Origin of the sequence: Pseudomonas sp. JV241A, from assembly GCF_900275665.1 — a bacterium.
In the GTDB taxonomy this organism is placed as follows: Bacteria; Pseudomonadota; Gammaproteobacteria; order Pseudomonadales; family Pseudomonadaceae; genus Aquipseudomonas; species Aquipseudomonas wadenswilerensis.
Map to the genome: position 1 here is coordinate 1 of NZ_OPYO01000004.1, position 17,071 is coordinate 17,071.

The window sequence follows — 17,071 nt, forward strand, 5'->3', positions numbered from 1 at the left end:
GGTAAGGGTGAGGTCAGCGGTTCAAATCCGCTCAAGAGCTCCATATAACAAGGCAGATATGAAAATATCTGCCTTTGTTTTAATGGCTTGGGTGACTTGCTCAATTCTTCTCCTAGGGGTGATTTCGATGGCTAAGGAAAAGTTCGAACGTAATAAGCCGCACGTTAACGTGGGTACTATCGGTCACGTTGACCACGGTAAAACCACTTTGACCGCTGCTCTGACTCGCGTTTGCTCCGAAGTTTTCGGTTCGGCTCGTGTTGACTTCGACAAGATCGACAGCGCCCCAGAAGAAAAAGCTCGTGGTATCACCATCAACACTGCGCACGTAGAGTACGACTCGAACATTCGTCACTACGCGCACGTTGACTGCCCAGGTCACGCCGACTACGTCAAAAACATGATCACTGGTGCTGCCCAGATGGACGGCGCGATCTTGGTTTGCTCGGCTGCCGATGGTCCGATGCCGCAAACTCGTGAGCACATCCTGTTGTCCCGTCAGGTAGGCGTTCCGTACATCGTTGTCTTCCTGAACAAGGCTGACATGGTTGACGACGCTGAGCTGCTGGAACTGGTTGAGATGGAGGTGCGCGATCTGCTGAGCACTTACGACTTCCCAGGTGACGACACTCCGATCATCATCGGTTCGGCTCTGATGGCTCTGAACGGCCAAGACGACAACGAAATGGGTACCACCGCTGTTAAGCGTCTGGTAGAAACTCTGGATACCTACATCCCAGAGCCAGAGCGTGCAATCGACAAGCCGTTCCTGATGCCAATCGAAGACGTATTCTCGATCTCCGGCCGTGGCACCGTGGTAACTGGCCGTGTTGAGCGTGGTATCGTTCGCATCCAGGAAGAAGTTGAGATCGTTGGTCTGCGCGACACTCAGAAAACTACCTGCACCGGCGTTGAAATGTTCCGCAAGCTGCTCGACGAAGGTCGTGCTGGCGAGAACTGCGGCGTTCTGCTGCGTGGTACCAAGCGTGACGACGTTGAGCGTGGCCAGGTTCTGGTTAAGCCGGGCACCGTTAAGCCGCACACCAAGTTCACTGCTGAAGTTTACGTTCTGAGCAAGGAAGAAGGCGGCCGTCATACTCCGTTCTTCAAAGGCTACCGTCCACAGTTCTACTTCCGTACTACTGACGTGACTGGTAACTGCGAGCTGCCAGAAGGCGTTGAAATGGTAATGCCAGGTGACAACATTCAAATGACTGTTACCCTGATCAAGACCATCGCGATGGAAGACGGTCTGCGTTTCGCTATCCGTGAAGGCGGTCGTACCGTCGGTGCTGGTGTCGTAGCAAAGATTATCGAATAAGTAGTTGATTTCTCTCGATCAGGCCGACATAATGGTCGGCCTGATAAGCTTTTAGGTCAGTAGCTCAATTGGCAGAGCGACGGTCTCCAAAACCGTAGGTTGGGGGTTCGATTCCCTCCTGACCTGCCAGATTCACCTCGTGTGTCTGGCTTTCTTTTCACAGGATTTTCCTAGATGACTCCCAAGGCTGAAGCCCAAGACTCTCGTTTTGATCTGCTCAAGTGGCTGGCTGTTGTCGCTTTGGTAGTCGTTGGTGTTGTGGGTAACCAGTATTACTCCGCCTCGCCGATTCTGTATCGCGTACTTGCACTGCTTGCTCTTGCTGCTGTAGCTGGCTTCGTTGCCCTGCAGACTGCCAAAGGCAAGTCGTTCTTTGCGCTGGCAAAGGAAGCTCGCACCGAGATTCGTAAAGTCGTATGGCCAACCCGCCAAGAAACCACGCAGACCACGCTCATCGTAGTGGCGGTTGTCCTGGTTATGGCGTTGCTGCTGTGGGGTCTCGACTCCCTGCTGGGTTGGTTGATTTCCTTGATTGTTGGCTAAGGGTGTCCCGTGGCTAAGCGTTGGTACGTTGTGCATGCTTACTCGGGTTACGAGAAGCATGTAATGCGCTCGCTGATCGAGCGCGTAAAGCTGGCTGGCATGGAAGATGGCTTCGGCGAGATTCTGGTCCCCACTGAAGAAGTGGTTGAGATGCGCAATGGCCAGAAGCGCAAAAGCGAGCGTAAGTTCTTCCCAGGTTATGTGCTGGTCCAAATGGACATGAACGAAGGGACTTGGCACTTGGTCAAGGATACTCCTCGTGTCATGGGCTTCATCGGTGGTACTGCAGACAAGCCTGCACCCATCACCGACAAAGAAGCTGAAGCCATTCTGCGTCGCGTTGCCGATGGCAGCGATAAGCCGAAGCCGAAGACTCTGTTCGAGCCGGGCGAAGTGGTCCGCGTTATCGACGGTCCGTTCGCTGATTTCAACGGTACCGTTGAAGAAGTTAACTACGAGAAGAGCCGGATCCAAGTGGCCGTGCTTATTTTCGGTCGCTCTACCCCGGTAGAGCTCGAGTTCAGCCAGGTCGAGAAGGTCTAGCCGAACAAAGCATCCCATACCCCGCAGCCCTATGTGCTGCGGGGTTTTGTCGTCACTGGGATAAAACGCAAGTAATCCGGGGAGCCTTCAGGCGTTCGTACCCGATATTGGAGTAGCTCATGGCTAAGAAGATTCAGGCTTACATCAAGCTGCAAGTAAAGGCCGGCCAGGCCAACCCAAGCCCACCCGTTGGTCCAGCACTGGGTCAACACGGTGTGAACATCATGGAATTCTGCAAGGCCTTCAACGCCCGTACTCAGGGTCAAGAAGCCGGTCTGCCGACTCCTGTGATCATCACTGTTTACAGTGACCGCAGCTTCACCTTCGAAACCAAAAGCACCCCTGCTTCGGTTCTGCTGAAGAAAGCAGCTGGCCTGACCAGCGGTTCTGCACGTCCGAACACCGTTAAAGTCGGTACTGTGACCCGTGCTCAGCTGGAAGAGATCGCCAAGACCAAACAGGCTGATCTGACTGCTGCTGACATGGATGCAGCCGTGCGAACCATCGCCGGTTCTGCTCGCAGCATGGGCCTCAACGTGGAGGGTGTGTAATGGCTAAGCTGACCAAGCGCCAAAAGGCCATTGCTTCGAAAATCGAAGCAGGCAAAGTCTACAACTTCGAAGACGCAGCAGTGCTGCTGGCCGAACTGTCCACCGTGAAGTTCAGCGAATCCTTCGACGTTGCTGTCAACCTCGGTGTTGACCCCCGTAAATCCGACCAGGTCGTTCGTAGCGCTACCGTGCTGCCACACGGCACTGGCAAGACCGTACGTGTAGCTGTCTTCACCCAGGGTCCTGCTGCTGAAGCCGCTCTGGCTGCCGGCGCTGACCGCGTTGGTATGGACGATCTGGCTGCCGAAATGAAAGGCGGCGACCTGAACTATGACGTCGTTATTGCTTCCCCGGACGCAATGCGTGTTGTAGGTCAGCTGGGTCAGGTTCTGGGTCCTCGCGGCCTGATGCCTAACCCGAAAGTCGGTACCGTAACTCCAGACGTAGCCACTGCGGTTAAAAACGCCAAGGCTGGTCAGGTTCGTTATCGCACCGACAAAAACGGCATCATCCACACCTCCGTTGGCAAAGTCGGCTTTGAAGCTGGCAAGCTGAAGGAAAACGTTGAAGCCCTGATCGCTGATCTGAAGCGCATCAAGCCAGCTTCCTCGAAAGGTATCTACGTCAAGCGCGTTACCCTGAGCACCACCATGGGCCCAGGTCTGGTCATCGACCAGAGCTCGCTGAACGCGTAAGACAAAACCCGGTGCGAGCGATCGCACCAGGTTGAAAAAATTGGGGTCCCTGCCTGGCGGGGGCTATCCAAGACCGTAGGCGACGCAAGTCTTAAACCACAAGCCTACGCAGATGGTGCCCCTGGTTCCTTACCGAATCAGACACCAAAACGACATCCGGCTCCGGCTGGATGAAACGGTAACAAGCAGGAGTTTTACCCGTGGCAATTAAACTCGAAGACAAGAAGGCCATCGTCGCTGAAGTCAACGAGGCTGCCAAAGTCGCTCTGTCTGCTGTCGTGGCTGATGCCCGTGGCGTGACTGTAGGCGCAATGACCGGACTCCGTAAAGAGGCTCGTGAAGCTGGCGTTTACGTACGTGTTGTACGTAACACCCTGCTCAAGCGCGCTGTTGCTGACACTGAATTCAGTGTCCTCAACGACGCCTTCACTGGCCCTACCCTGATCGCATTCTCCAACGAACACCCGGGCGCTGCTGCCCGTCTGTTCGCAGAATTCGCCAAGGGTCAGAGCAAGTTCGAGATCAAGGCAGCTGCGTTCGACGGCAAGTTCCTTGCCGCAAACCAGATCGACGTGTTGGCTTCCCTGCCGACCCGCGACGAGGCCATTGCGAAGCTGATGAGCGTGATCCAAGGCGCTACCAGCAAGCTGGCTCGTACTTTGGCAGCCGTTCGCGACCAGAAAGAAGCTGCTGCAGCCTAAGGCGCAGAAAGCACTTTCGAAATCATACGTTTAATTTGATGGCTGCGTAGGCTGTCACCCCAATACAGGATTTAAGTCATGTCTCTGACTAACGAGCAAATCATCGAAGCAATCGGCCAGAAAACCGTTCTGGAAGTTGTTGAGCTGATCAAAGCAATGGAAGAAACCTTCGGTGTTACCGCTGCTGTTGCCGCAGCCGGCCCAGCTGCTGCCGCTGCCGTTGTTGAAGAACAAACCGAGTTCAACGTTGTTCTGGTTGCCGCTGGCGACAAGAAAGTAAACGTGATCAAGGCTGTTCGTGAACTGACCGGCCTGGGCCTGAAAGAAGCCAAGGAAAAGGTTGATACCGCTCCTCAGGTTGTTGCTGAAGGCGTTTCGAAAGAAGCCGCTGACAAAGCTAAAGCTGACCTGGAAGCAGCAGGCGCTACCGTCGAACTGAAGTAATTTCGACTGTGCGTCTCCAGCCCGAGCGATAAGCGAAAGGCTGATGGCTGGTGGCTCTTGCCACCGGCCTTTTTCCGTTATTGGCAGCTGACCAGGTCGGCGCCGATAACGAGCTGCAACCACCAATGATGGTGGCGCAAACCATGGGGTTTGCACGATTTTCTGGCTGCTCCCGTCGGGAGAAGCCAAACAAGCAGGTGACCAAGCTGGGGAACGCTGATGGCTTACTCATACACTGAGAAAAAACGTATCCGCAAGGACTTTAGCAAGTTGCCGGACGTCATGGATGTGCCTTACCTCCTGGCCATCCAGCTGGATTCGTATCGTGAATTCTTGCAAGCGGGAGCGACCAAAGATCAGTTCCGCGACGTGGGCCTGCATGCGGCCTTCAAATCGGTTTTCCCGATCATCAGCTACTCCGGCAATGCTGCCCTGGAGTACGTTGGCTATCGTCTGGGCGAACCGGCTTTTGATGTCAAAGAATGCGTACTGCGTGGCGTGACCTATGCGGTTCCGCTGCGGGTAAAAGTCCGCCTGATCATTTTCGACAAAGAGTCGTCGAACAAAGCGATCAAGGACATCAAAGAGCAAGAAGTCTACATGGGTGAAATTCCCCTGATGACTGAAAACGGTACCTTCGTAATCAACGGTACCGAGCGTGTTATCGTTTCCCAGCTGCACCGTTCGCCGGGCGTGTTCTTCGATCACGACCGCGGCAAGACGCACAGCTCTGGCAAACTGCTGTACTCGGCGCGGATCATTCCTTACCGCGGTTCGTGGCTGGACTTCGAGTTCGATCCGAAAGACTGTGTATTCGTCCGTATCGACCGTCGTCGTAAACTGCCTGCGTCGGTTCTGCTGCGCGCGCTGGGCTACAGCACTGAAGAAGTGCTGGATGCTTTCTACACCACCAACGTGTTCCACGTGTCGGGCGAGAAGCTCAGCCTGGAGCTGGTGCCTCAGCGCCTGCGTGGTGAAGTTGCGGTCATGGATATTCATGACGAAACCGGCAAGGTCATTGTCGAGCAAGGTCGTCGTATCACCGCTCGCCACATCAACCAGCTGGAAAAAGCTGGCGTCAAGCAGCTGGACGTTCCGCTGGAATACGTCCTGGGCCGCACTACCGCCAAGGCGATTGTGCACCCGGCTACCGGCGAGATCCTGGCTGAGTGCAACACCGAGCTGACCACCGACGCCCTGGTGAAGATCGCCAAGGCTCAGGTTGTTCGCATCGAGACCCTGTACACCAACGACATCGACTGCGGTCCGTTCATCTCGGATACCCTGAAGATCGACTCCACCAGCAACCAACTGGAAGCGCTGGTCGAGATCTATCGCATGATGCGTCCTGGCGAGCCGCCAACCAAGGATGCAGCCGAGACCCTGTTCAACAACCTGTTCTTCAGCGCCGAACGTTACGACCTGTCGGCCGTTGGCCGCATGAAGTTCAACCGTCGTATCGGTCGTACCGAGATCGAAGGTTCGGGCGTGCTGAGCAAGGAAGATATCGTCGAGGTCCTCAAGACCCTGGTCGACATCCGTAATGGCAAAGGTATCGTCGACGACATCGACCATCTGGGTAACCGTCGCGTCCGTTGTGTCGGCGAGATGGCCGAGAACCAGTTCCGCGTTGGCCTGGTGCGTGTAGAGCGCGCGGTCAAAGAGCGTCTGTCGATGGCTGAAAGCGAAGGCCTGATGCCTCAGGACCTGATCAACGCCAAGCCGGTTGCGGCGGCGGTGAAAGAGTTCTTCGGCTCCAGCCAGCTCTCGCAGTTCATGGACCAGAACAACCCGCTGTCCGAGATCACCCACAAGCGTCGTGTCTCCGCACTCGGCCCTGGTGGTCTGACCCGTGAGCGCGCAGGCTTCGAAGTCCGTGACGTACACCCGACCCACTACGGCCGTGTGTGCCCGATCGAGACCCCTGAAGGTCCGAACATCGGTCTGATCAACTCCCTGGCTGCGTACGCTCGCACCAACCAGTACGGCTTCCTGGAAAGCCCGTACCGCGTGGTGAAAGAAGGCGTGGTTACCGACGACATCGTGTTCCTGTCGGCGATCGAAGAAGCTGATCACGTCATCGCCCAGGCTTCGGCCACGATGAACGAGAAGAAGCACCTGATCGACGAGCTGGTAGCTGTTCGTCACCTGAACGAGTTCACCGTCAAGGCGCCGGAAGACGTCACCCTGATGGACGTTTCGCCGAAGCAGGTAGTTTCGGTTGCAGCGTCGCTGATTCCGTTCCTCGAGCACGACGACGCCAACCGTGCGTTGATGGGTTCGAACATGCAGCGTCAGGCTGTACCAACCCTGCGGGCCGACAAGCCCCTGGTCGGTACCGGCATGGAGCGCAACGTTGCCCGTGACTCCGGCGTTTGCGTCGTGGCCCGTCGTGGTGGCGTGATCGACTCCGTCGATGCCAGCCGTATCGTTGTTCGCGTTGCCGATGACGAAGTTGAAACCGGTGAAGCCGGTGTCGACATCTACAACCTGACCAAGTACACCCGTTCGAACCAGAACACCTGCATCAACCAGCGTCCGCTGGTGAACAAGGGTGACGCGGTTCAGCGTGGCGACATCATGGCCGACGGCCCGTCCACCGATATGGGTGAACTGGCACTGGGTCAGAACATGCGCATCGCGTTCATGGCGTGGAACGGCTTCAACTTCGAAGACTCCATCTGCCTGTCCGAGCGTGTGGTTCAGGAAGACCGCTTCACCACGATCCACATCCAGGAACTGACCTGTGTGGCCCGTGACACCAAGCTTGGCCCAGAGGAAATCACCGCGGACATCCCGAACGTCGGTGAAGCTGCGCTGAACAAGCTGGACGAAGCCGGTATCGTCTATGTTGGTGCTGAAGTTGGCGCTGGCGACATCCTGGTCGGCAAGGTCACGCCAAAAGGCGAAACCCAGCTGACTCCGGAAGAAAAACTGCTGCGCGCGATCTTCGGTGAGAAGGCCAGCGACGTTAAAGACACCTCCCTGCGCGTGCCTACCGGCACCAAAGGTACTGTCATCGACGTACAGGTCTTCACCCGTGATGGCGTCGAGCGCGACAGCCGTGCGCTGTCCATCGAGAAGATGCAGCTGGACGAGATCCGCAAGGACCTCAATGAAGAGTTCCGCATCGTCGAAGGCGCAACCTTCGAGCGTCTGCGTTCGGCCCTGAACGGCCAGGTTGTCGACGGTGGTGCAGGCCTGAAGAAAGGCACTGTGATCACCAACGAAGTCCTGGACGGTCTGGAGCACGGCCAGTGGTTCAAACTGCGCATGGCCGAAGACGCGCTGAACGAGCAGCTCGAGAAGGCCCAGGCCTACATCGTTGATCGTCGCCGTCTGCTGGACGACAAGTTCGAAGACAAGAAGCGCAAGCTGCAGCAGGGCGATGACCTGGCACCGGGCGTACTGAAGATCGTCAAGGTCTACCTGGCAATCCGTCGTCGCATCCAGCCGGGCGACAAGATGGCCGGTCGTCACGGTAACAAAGGTGTGGTCTCGGTGATCATGCCGGTCGAAGACATGCCGCACGACGCCAACGGTACTCCGGTCGACGTGGTACTCAACCCGCTGGGTGTACCATCGCGTATGAACGTTGGTCAGATCCTCGAAACCCACCTGGGCCTGGCGGCCAAAGGTCTGGGCGAGAAGATCAACCGCATGCTCGAAGAGCAGCGCAAGGTCATCGAGCTGCGCAAGTTCCTCACCGAGATCTACAACGAGATTGGTGGTCGTCAGGAAGAGCTGGAGACTTTCTCCGACCAGGAGATCCTGGACCTGGCGAAGAACCTCAAAGGCGGTGTGCCAATGGCCACTCCAGTCTTCGACGGTGCCAAGGAAAGCGAGATCAAGGCCATGCTGAAACTGGCAGACATGCCAGAAAGCGGTCAGATGCAGCTGTTCGACGGTCGTACTGGTAACAAGTTCGAGCGTCATGTGACCGTTGGTTACATGTACATGCTCAAGCTGAACCACTTGGTGGACGACAAGATGCACGCGCGTTCCACTGGTTCTTACAGCCTGGTTACCCAGCAGCCGCTGGGTGGTAAGGCGCAGTTCGGTGGTCAGCGTTTCGGGGAGATGGAAGTGTGGGCGCTGGAAGCATACGGCGCGGCATACACCCTGCAAGAAATGCTCACAGTGAAGTCGGACGATGTGAACGGTCGGACCAAGATGTACAAAAACATCGTGGACGGCGATCACCGTATGGAGCCGGGCATGCCCGAGTCCTTCAACGTGTTGATCAAAGAGATTCGTTCGCTCGGTATCGATATCGATCTGGAAACCGAATAACACGTGACGCGAATCGGGAGCGTGGCTGAAAAGCCCGCTCCCTGCTCCGCCAGGAGGAAAGGCCTTGAAAGACCTACTGAATTTGCTGAAAAACCAGGGTCAAGTCGAAGAGTTCGACGCCATCCGTATCGGATTGGCCTCGCCTGAGATGATCCGTTCGTGGTCGTTCGGTGAAGTTAAAAAACCGGAAACCATCAACTACCGTACGTTCAAGCCTGAGCGTGACGGCCTGTTCTGCGCCAAGATCTTTGGCCCAGTCAAGGACTACGAGTGCCTGTGCGGTAAGTACAAGCGCCTGAAACACCGCGGCGTGATCTGCGAGAAGTGCGGCGTTGAAGTCGCCCTGGCCAAGGTTCGTCGTGAGCGCATGGCGCACATCGAACTGGCTTCGCCGGTTGCCCACATCTGGTTCCTGAAATCGCTGCCGTCGCGTATCGGCCTGCTGATGGACATGACCCTGCGTGATATCGAGCGCGTTCTCTACTTCGAGAGCTATGTCGTTATCGACCCGGGCATGACCACCCTGGAAAAAGGCCAGCTGCTCAACGACGAGCAGTACTTCGAAGCGCTGGAAGAGTTCGGTGACGACTTCGACGCCCGCATGGGTGCCGAGGCTGTCCGCGAGCTGCTGCACGCTATCGACCTGGAGCACGAGATCGGTCGCCTGCGCGAAGAGATTCCGCAGACCAACTCGGAAACCAAGATCAAGAAGCTGTCCAAGCGTCTGAAACTGATGGAGGCCTTCCAGGGCTCGGGCAACCTGCCTGAGTGGATGGTCCTGACCGTTCTGCCGGTTCTGCCGCCAGACCTGCGTCCATTGGTTCCGCTGGATGGCGGTCGCTTCGCGACTTCCGACCTGAACGACCTGTATCGTCGGGTGATCAACCGTAACAACCGTCTGAAGCGCCTGCTCGACCTGTCCGCGCCGGACATCATCGTGCGCAACGAAAAGCGCATGCTGCAGGAAGCGGTCGACGCCTTGCTGGATAACGGCCGTCGCGGTCGTGCCATCACCGGCTCGAACAAGCGTCCTCTGAAGTCCCTGGCCGACATGATCAAGGGTAAGCAAGGTCGTTTCCGTCAGAACTTGCTCGGTAAGCGTGTTGACTACTCCGGCCGTTCGGTAATTACCGTAGGTCCGACCCTGCGTCTGCACCAGTGCGGTCTGCCGAAGAAGATGGCTCTCGAGCTGTTCAAGCCGTTCATTTTCGGCAAGCTGGAAATGCGTGGTCTGGCGACCACCATCAAGGCCGCCAAGAAAATGGTCGAGCGTGAGCTGCCAGAGGTTTGGGACGTTCTCGCCGAAGTGATTCGCGAACACCCCGTACTGCTCAACCGTGCACCGACCCTTCACCGTCTGGGCATCCAGGCGTTTGAACCGGTACTGATCGAAGGTAAGGCTATCCAGCTGCACCCGTTGGTCTGTGCTGCGTACAACGCCGACTTCGACGGTGACCAGATGGCCGTTCACGTGCCGCTGACGCTGGAAGCCCAGCTCGAAGCGCGCGCGCTGATGATGTCGACCAACAACATCCTGTCGCCAGCCAACGGTGAGCCAATCATCGTTCCGTCGCAGGACGTTGTACTGGGTCTGTACTACATGACCCGTGAAGCCATCAACGCCAAGGGCGAAGGTCGCGTATTCGCTGACCTGCAGGAAGTCGACCGGGTATTCCGTGCCGGCGAAGCTGCCCTGCACGCCAAGATCAAGGTTCGTATCAACGAAACCGTAAACGATCGTGATGGCGGCAGCGTCAAGAACACCCGTATCGTCGACACCACTGTCGGCCGTGCACTGCTGTTCCAGGTTGTTCCACCAGGTCTGTCGTACGACGTGGTCAACCAGCCAATGAAGAAAAAGGCGATCTCCAAGCTGATCAACCAGTGCTACCGCGTGGTTGGTCTGAAAGAGACCGTGATCTTCGCTGACCAGCTGATGTATACCGGTTTTGCCTACTCGACCATCTCCGGCGTTTCCATCGGTGTTAACGACTTCGTTATCCCGGATGAAAAAGCCCGCATCATCGGTGCTGCCACCGACGAAGTGAAAGAGATCGAGAGCCAGTACGCCTCCGGCCTGGTAACCCAGGGCGAGAAGTACAACAAAGTCATCGACTTGTGGTCCAAGGCGAACGACGAAGTTTCCAAGGCGATGATGGCCAACCTCTCGAAAGAGAAGGTCATCGACCGCAATGGCGACGAAGTCGAGCAAGAGTCCTTCAACTCGATGTACATGATGGCTGACTCCGGTGCCCGGGGTTCGGCAGCTCAGATTCGTCAGCTGGCCGGTATGCGTGGTCTGATGGCCAAGCCGGACGGCTCGATCATCGAGACGCCGATCACCGCGAACTTCCGTGAAGGTCTGAGCGTACTCCAGTACTTCATCTCGACTCACGGTGCTCGTAAGGGTCTTGCGGATACCGCGTTGAAAACCGCGAACTCCGGTTACCTGACTCGTCGTCTGGTAGACGTTGCCCAGGATCTGGTCGTGACCGAGATCGACTGCGGCACCGAGCAAGGCCTGCTGATGACGCCGCACATTGAAGGCGGCGACGTTGTAGAGCCGCTGGGTGAGCGTGTACTGGGTCGTGTTATCGCCCGTGACGTGTTCAAGCCAGGCACCGACGACGTTATCGTTCCGGCCGGTACCCTGGTCGACGAGAAGTGGGTCGAGTTCATCGAGCTGAACAGCATCGACGAAGTGATCGTGCGTTCGCCGATCAGCTGCGAAACCCGCTACGGCATCTGCGCCAAGTGCTACGGTCGTGACCTGGCGCGTGGTCACCAGGTGAACATCGGTGAAGCGGTCGGCGTTATCGCTGCCCAGTCGATCGGTGAGCCGGGTACCCAGCTGACCATGCGTACATTCCACATCGGTGGTGCTGCAAGCCGGACCTCGGCTGCCGACAGCGTCCAGGTGAAGAACGGCGGTATGGTTCGCCTGCATAACCTGAAGCACGTTGAGCGTGCCGACCGTAACCTGGTCGCCGTATCGCGTTCCGGTGAGTTGGCGATTGCCGACGAATTCGGTCGTGAGCGCGAGCGTTACAAGCTGCCTTACGGTGCGGTCATTTCGGTGAAGGAAGGCGACAAGGTCGACGCTGGCGCAATCGTCGCCAAGTGGGACCCGCACACCCACCCGATCGTTACCGAGATGAAAGGTACCGTGACCTTCGTGGGCATGGAAGAAGGCATCACCATCAAGCGTCAGACTGACGAATTGACTGGTTTGACCAACATTGAAGTTCTGGACGTCAAAGACCGTCCGGCTGCAGGCAAGGAAATCCGTCCTGCAATCAAGATGGTCGACGCCAATGGCAAGGATCTGCTGCTGCCAGGTACCGACGTACCGGCTCAGTACTTCCTGCCGGCCAACGCCTTGGTCGGTGTGGCTGACGGTGCCCAGATCGGCGTCGGTGACGTTATCGCGCGTATCCCGCAAGAAACGTCGAAGACCCGTGACATCACCGGTGGTCTGCCGCGTGTTGCCGACTTGTTCGAAGCCCGTCGTCCGAAAGAAGCCTCGATTCTGGCTGAAGTCAGCGGCACCATCGCCTTCGGTAAAGAGACCAAGGGCAAGCGCCGTCTGGTCATCACCCCGAACGACGGTAGCGATCCGTACGAAGAGCTGATTCCAAAGTGGCGTCACCTGAACGTCTTCGAAGGCGAGCAAGTGAACCGCGGCGAAGTTATCTCCGACGGTCCGAGCGATCCGCACGACATCCTGCGTCTGCTGGGTGTCAGCGCGCTGGCCAAGTACATCGTCAACGAGATTCAGGACGTTTACCGTCTGCAAGGCGTTAAGATCAACGACAAGCACATCGAAACCATCCTGCGTCAGATGCTGCGCAAGGTCGAGATTGCCGAGTCGGGTGATTCCAGCTTCATCAAGGGCGACCAGATGGAACTGACCCACGTACTGGTAGAGAACGAGCGCCTTGGCGCGGAAGACAAGTTTGTCTCCAAGTTCACTCGCGTACTGCTGGGTATCACCAAGGCCTCGCTGTCCACCGAATCGTTCATCTCGGCGGCTTCCTTCCAGGAAACCACTCGAGTACTGACCGAAGCGGCGGTAACCGGCAAGCGCGATTACCTGCGCGGCCTGAAAGAAAACGTGGTCGTGGGTCGTCTGATCCCGGCCGGTACCGGTCTGGCCTACCACAGCGAGCGCAAGCGTCGCCGTGATGCCGACAAACCGCTGCGCGTAAGTGCCAGTGAGGTGGAAGCCGCACTGACCGAAGCGCTGAATTCCAGCGGTAACTGAAAGTAGGATAGGGCCCCGGCAAACCTGTTTTGGTCATTGGCGACATAATTTGTTGCCGATGACCGGAAGGGGAGGGCCGGGGCCTTGTCTTGACTGGGGGCAAGATCCTCTTTAGACTCTTGTACCCCTAAATTTGGTGGGACTCCGTCCTGCCAATTTTTGCTTTTCTTGCAAGACAATAGCGTCGCAAGACAACAGTGGAGCTAGTAGATGGCAACTATCAACCAGCTGGTACGTCAGCCGCGTAAGCGTATCGTCGAGAAATCCGACGTTCCTGCGCTGCAGAACTGCCCGCAACGTCGTGGCGTGTGCACCCGTGTGTACACCACCACGCCGAAAAAACCTAACTCGGCACTGCGTAAAGTTTGCCGTGTGCGTCTGACCAACGGTTTCGAGGTTTCCTCGTACATCGGCGGTGAAGGCCACAACCTGCAAGAGCACAGCGTCGTCCTGATTCGTGGCGGCCGTGTAAAAGACTTGCCAGGTGTTCGTTACCACACCGTTCGCGGCTCCCTGGATACCTCCGGCGTCAAAGGTCGTAACCAAGGTCGTTCGAAGTACGGTACCAAGCGTCCGAAGTAATCGGCCGTTTGCAGCAGTTTGCAGTTATTCATTTTATTGAGTCGATAAGAGTAAGGTCGGGCACGCACCCTTAGGGGGGCACTGTCCCGGGCTAACCTGAAGACCGTTTGAGGGCTTATCAATGCCAAGACGTCGTGTAGCAGCCAAGCGTGAGATTCTGGACGATCCAAAATACGGAAGCCAGATCCTCGCCAAGTTCATGAACCACGTGATGGAAAGCGGCAAGAAAGCCGTTGCCGAGCGTATCGTTTACGGTGCGCTGGACAAGGTCAAAGAACGCAAGAACAGCGATCCCCTGGAAATCTTCGAGAAAGCTCTCGACGCCATCGCTCCGCTGGTCGAAGTTAAGTCGCGCCGTGTTGGCGGTGCCACTTACCAGGTTCCTGTTGAAGTTCGTCCATCCCGTCGTAACGCCCTGGCAATGCGCTGGTTGGTAGACTACGCCCGCAAGCGTGGCGAGAAGTCCATGGCTCTGCGCCTGGCCGGCGAGCTGCTGGATGCTGCTGAAGGCAAGGGTGCTGCAGTCAAGAAGCGTGAAGACGTACACCGTATGGCCGAAGCCAACAAAGCGTTCTCGCACTACCGCTTCTAATTCAGGCATCACTATTTTTGCGAGGGCTCTATGGCTCGTACTACACCAATCAACCGCTACCGTAACATTGGTATTTGCGCGCACGTTGACGCGGGTAAAACTACCACTACCGAGCGGATCCTGTTCTACACAGGCCTGAGCCACAAGATGGGCGAGGTGCATGACGGCGCCGCGACCACCGACTGGATGGTGCAGGAGCAGGAGCGGGGTATTACCATTACCTCCGCTGCTGTCACCACCTTCTGGAAGGGCTCCAAAGGTCAGTATGACAACTATCGCGTAAACGTCATCGATACCCCCGGCCACGTTGACTTCACCATTGAAGTAGAACGTTCGCTGCGCGTACTCGACGGCGCGGTCGTTGTTTTCTGCGGCACCTCCGGTGTTGAGCCTCAGTCCGAAACCGTATGGCGTCAAGCCAACAAATACGGCGTTCCACGTGTTGTTTACGTGAACAAGATGGACCGTGCTGGCGCCAACTTCCTGCGCGTCGTAGGTCAGATCAAGAACCGTCTGGGTCACACCCCGGTTCCTGTTCAGCTGGCCATCGGTTCGGAAGATAACTTCCAGGGTCAGGTCGACCTGATCAAGATGAAGGCTATCTACTGGAACGACGACGACAAAGGCACTACCTACCGTGAGGAAGAGATTCCTGCGGACATGCTCGAGCTGGCCGAAGAATGGCGCGCGAACATGGTAGAAGCTGCTGCCGAAGCCAACGAAGAGCTGATGAACAAGTACCTTGAAGAAGGTGAGCTGTCGGTCGAAGAGATCAAAGCCGGTCTGCGTGCGCGCACCCTGGCCAGCGAGATCGTTCCGGCCGTCTGCGGTTCGTCGTTCAAGAACAAGGGTGTTCCCCTGGTTCTCGACGCCGTTATCGACTTCCTGCCTGCTCCGACCGAGATTCCTGCGATCAAGGGTATTCACCCTGACCTGATCGAGAAGCCGAAGGACGAGCTGGTCGAGGCCGACTACGACGAGCGTCACGCCGACGACAACGAGCCGTTCTCGGCTCTGGCGTTCAAGATTGCTACCGACCCGTTCGTGGGTACCCTGACTTTCGTGCGCGTTTACTCGGGCATGCTGCAGTCTGGCGACTCCGTGATCAACTCGGTCAAAGGCAAGAAAGAGCGCGTTGGTCGTATGGTGCAGATGCACGCCAACCAGCGTGAAGAGATCAAAGAAGTACTGGCAGGCGACATCGCTGCTCTGATCGGCATGAAGGACGTCACCACTGGTGACACCCTGTGCAACGCCGACAAGCCGATCATCCTCGAGCGTATGGACTTCCCGGAGCCTGTGATCTCGGTTGCTGTTGAGCCGAAGACCAAGCAAGACCAGGAAAAGATGGGTATCGCACTGGGCAAGCTGGCTCAGGAAGACCCGTCGTTCCGCGTCAAGACCGACGAAGAAACCGGCCAGACCATCATCTCCGGTATGGGCGAGCTTCACCTGGACATCCTCGTTGACCGCATGAAGCGCGAGTTCAACGTCGAAGCCAACATCGGTAAGCCGCAGGTTTCGTACCGCGAGCAGATCACCAAGGACAACGTCGAGATCGAAGGTAAGTTCGTTCGTCAGTCCGGTGGTCGCGGTCAGTTCGGTCACTGCTGGATTCGCTTCTCGCAGCCAACAGTGGACGCACAAGGCAACATCACCGAAGGCCTGGAATTCACCAACGAGGTTGTAGGTGGTGTGGTTCCTAAGGAATACATCCCGGCGATCCAGAAGGGTATCGAAGAGCAGATGAAGAACGGCATTGTTGCCGGCTATCCGCTGATCGGCCTGAAGGCAACCGTGTTTGATGGTTCCTACCACGACGTCGACTCCAACGAGATGGCGTTCAAGGTGGCGGCCTCCATGGCGACCAAGCAACTGGCTGCCAAAGGCGGCGGTAAAGTGCTTGAGCCGATCATGAAGGTAGAAGTTGTGACCCCTGAGGACTACATGGGTGACGTGATGGGTGACCTGAACCGTCGTCGTGGTCTGATCCAGGGTATGGAAGATTCGGTGTCCGGCAAGGTTGTCCGTGCTGAAGTTCCGCTCGGAGAAATGTTCGGTTATGCGACCGACGTTCGTTCCATGTCTCAGGGTCGCGCGAGCTACTCCATGGAATTCTCCAAATACGCCGAAGCTCCGTCGAATATCGTCGAAGCACTCGTTAAAAAACAAGGCTAATCCAGCCCTTTAGGCAAGAGGTTCACTGTCGTGGCTAAAGAAAAATTTGATCGTTCCCTTCCGCACGTCAACGTTGGCACCATCGGTCACGTTGACCACGGTAAAACCACTCTGACCGCAGCTCTGACTCGCGTCTGCTCCGAAGTTTTCGGTTCGGCCGTTGTTGACTTCGACAAGATCGACAGCGCTCCAGAAGAGAAAGCTCGCGGTATCACCATCAACACCGCACACGTCGAGTACAACTCGAAGATTCGTCACTACGCTCACGTCGACTGCCCAGGTCACGCTGACTACGTGAAGAACATGATCACCGGTGCTGCCCAGATGGACGGCGCGATCCTGGTTTGCTCGGCCGCCGATGGTC

General features: G+C 56.9%; 13 protein-coding genes and 1 tRNA gene. All 14 read left to right on the forward strand.

Annotation, left to right across the window (positions count from 1 at the left end):
- Positions 1 to 127: 127 nt before the first annotated feature.
- On the forward strand, positions 128 to 1,321 hold the full coding sequence (gene tuf / locus JV241A_RS01975) for an elongation factor Tu (RefSeq protein WP_134061283.1): 1,194 nt from the start codon (positions 128 to 130) through the stop codon (positions 1,319 to 1,321).
- 53 nt (positions 1,322 to 1,374) lie between these two features.
- Positions 1,375 to 1,450: transfer RNA gene (locus JV241A_RS01980), tRNA-Trp, on the forward strand.
- 45 nt (positions 1,451 to 1,495) lie between these two features.
- Entirely contained in the window at positions 1,496 to 1,864 is a 369-nt protein-coding gene (gene secE, locus JV241A_RS01985) for a preprotein translocase subunit SecE (RefSeq protein WP_045202238.1), read from the forward strand.
- A 9-nt stretch (positions 1,865 to 1,873) separates the two neighbouring features.
- Complete coding sequence (nusG, locus tag JV241A_RS01990; RefSeq protein ID WP_010220294.1) at positions 1,874 to 2,407, forward strand: transcription termination/antitermination protein NusG; 534 nt, start codon at positions 1,874 to 1,876, stop codon at positions 2,405 to 2,407.
- 119 nt (positions 2,408 to 2,526) lie between these two features.
- Positions 2,527 to 2,958, forward strand: a complete 432-nt coding sequence (gene rplK, locus JV241A_RS01995; protein WP_115085065.1) for a 50S ribosomal protein L11 — start codon at positions 2,527 to 2,529, stop codon at positions 2,956 to 2,958.
- Complete coding sequence (rplA, locus tag JV241A_RS02000) at positions 2,958 to 3,653, forward strand: 50S ribosomal protein L1 (protein ID WP_038606147.1); 696 nt, start codon at positions 2,958 to 2,960, stop codon at positions 3,651 to 3,653. The genes rplK and rplA overlap by 1 nt, the downstream gene beginning before the upstream one ends.
- A 200-nt stretch (positions 3,654 to 3,853) precedes the next feature.
- Entirely contained in the window at positions 3,854 to 4,354 is a 501-nt protein-coding gene (rplJ, locus tag JV241A_RS02005) for a 50S ribosomal protein L10 (protein WP_045190247.1), read from the forward strand.
- Positions 4,355 to 4,432: 78 nt separating this feature from the next.
- The gene (rplL, locus tag JV241A_RS02010) at positions 4,433 to 4,798 is read left to right on the forward strand and encodes a 50S ribosomal protein L7/L12 (protein ID WP_043861936.1); all 366 of its coding nucleotides are present in this window, start codon (positions 4,433 to 4,435) and stop codon (positions 4,796 to 4,798) included.
- Between the two features lie 219 nt (positions 4,799 to 5,017).
- Positions 5,018 to 9,091 (forward strand): DNA-directed RNA polymerase subunit beta, encoded by a 4,074-nt coding sequence (gene rpoB, locus JV241A_RS02015; protein ID WP_115085066.1) that lies wholly within the window; start codon positions 5,018 to 5,020, stop codon positions 9,089 to 9,091.
- A gap of 64 nt (positions 9,092 to 9,155) precedes the next feature.
- Positions 9,156 to 13,355: a DNA-directed RNA polymerase subunit beta' gene (rpoC, locus tag JV241A_RS02020; protein WP_115085067.1), complete on the forward strand. Its 4,200-nt coding sequence runs from the start codon at positions 9,156 to 9,158 to the stop codon at positions 13,353 to 13,355.
- 210 nt (positions 13,356 to 13,565) lie between these two features.
- The gene (rpsL, locus tag JV241A_RS02025) at positions 13,566 to 13,937 is read left to right on the forward strand and encodes a 30S ribosomal protein S12 (protein WP_003186084.1); all 372 of its coding nucleotides are present in this window, start codon (positions 13,566 to 13,568) and stop codon (positions 13,935 to 13,937) included.
- A gap of 121 nt (positions 13,938 to 14,058) precedes the next feature.
- Positions 14,059 to 14,529 (forward strand): 30S ribosomal protein S7, encoded by a 471-nt coding sequence (gene rpsG, locus JV241A_RS02030; protein ID WP_008089143.1) that lies wholly within the window; start codon positions 14,059 to 14,061, stop codon positions 14,527 to 14,529.
- A gap of 30 nt (positions 14,530 to 14,559) precedes the next feature.
- The gene (gene fusA, locus JV241A_RS02035; RefSeq protein WP_115085068.1) at positions 14,560 to 16,707 is read left to right on the forward strand and encodes an elongation factor G; all 2,148 of its coding nucleotides are present in this window, start codon (positions 14,560 to 14,562) and stop codon (positions 16,705 to 16,707) included.
- Between the two features lie 30 nt (positions 16,708 to 16,737).
- Positions 16,738 to 17,071: GTP-binding protein (locus JV241A_RS02040; RefSeq protein ID WP_177414820.1), on the forward strand; the 334-nt coding region annotated here is incomplete at its 3' end.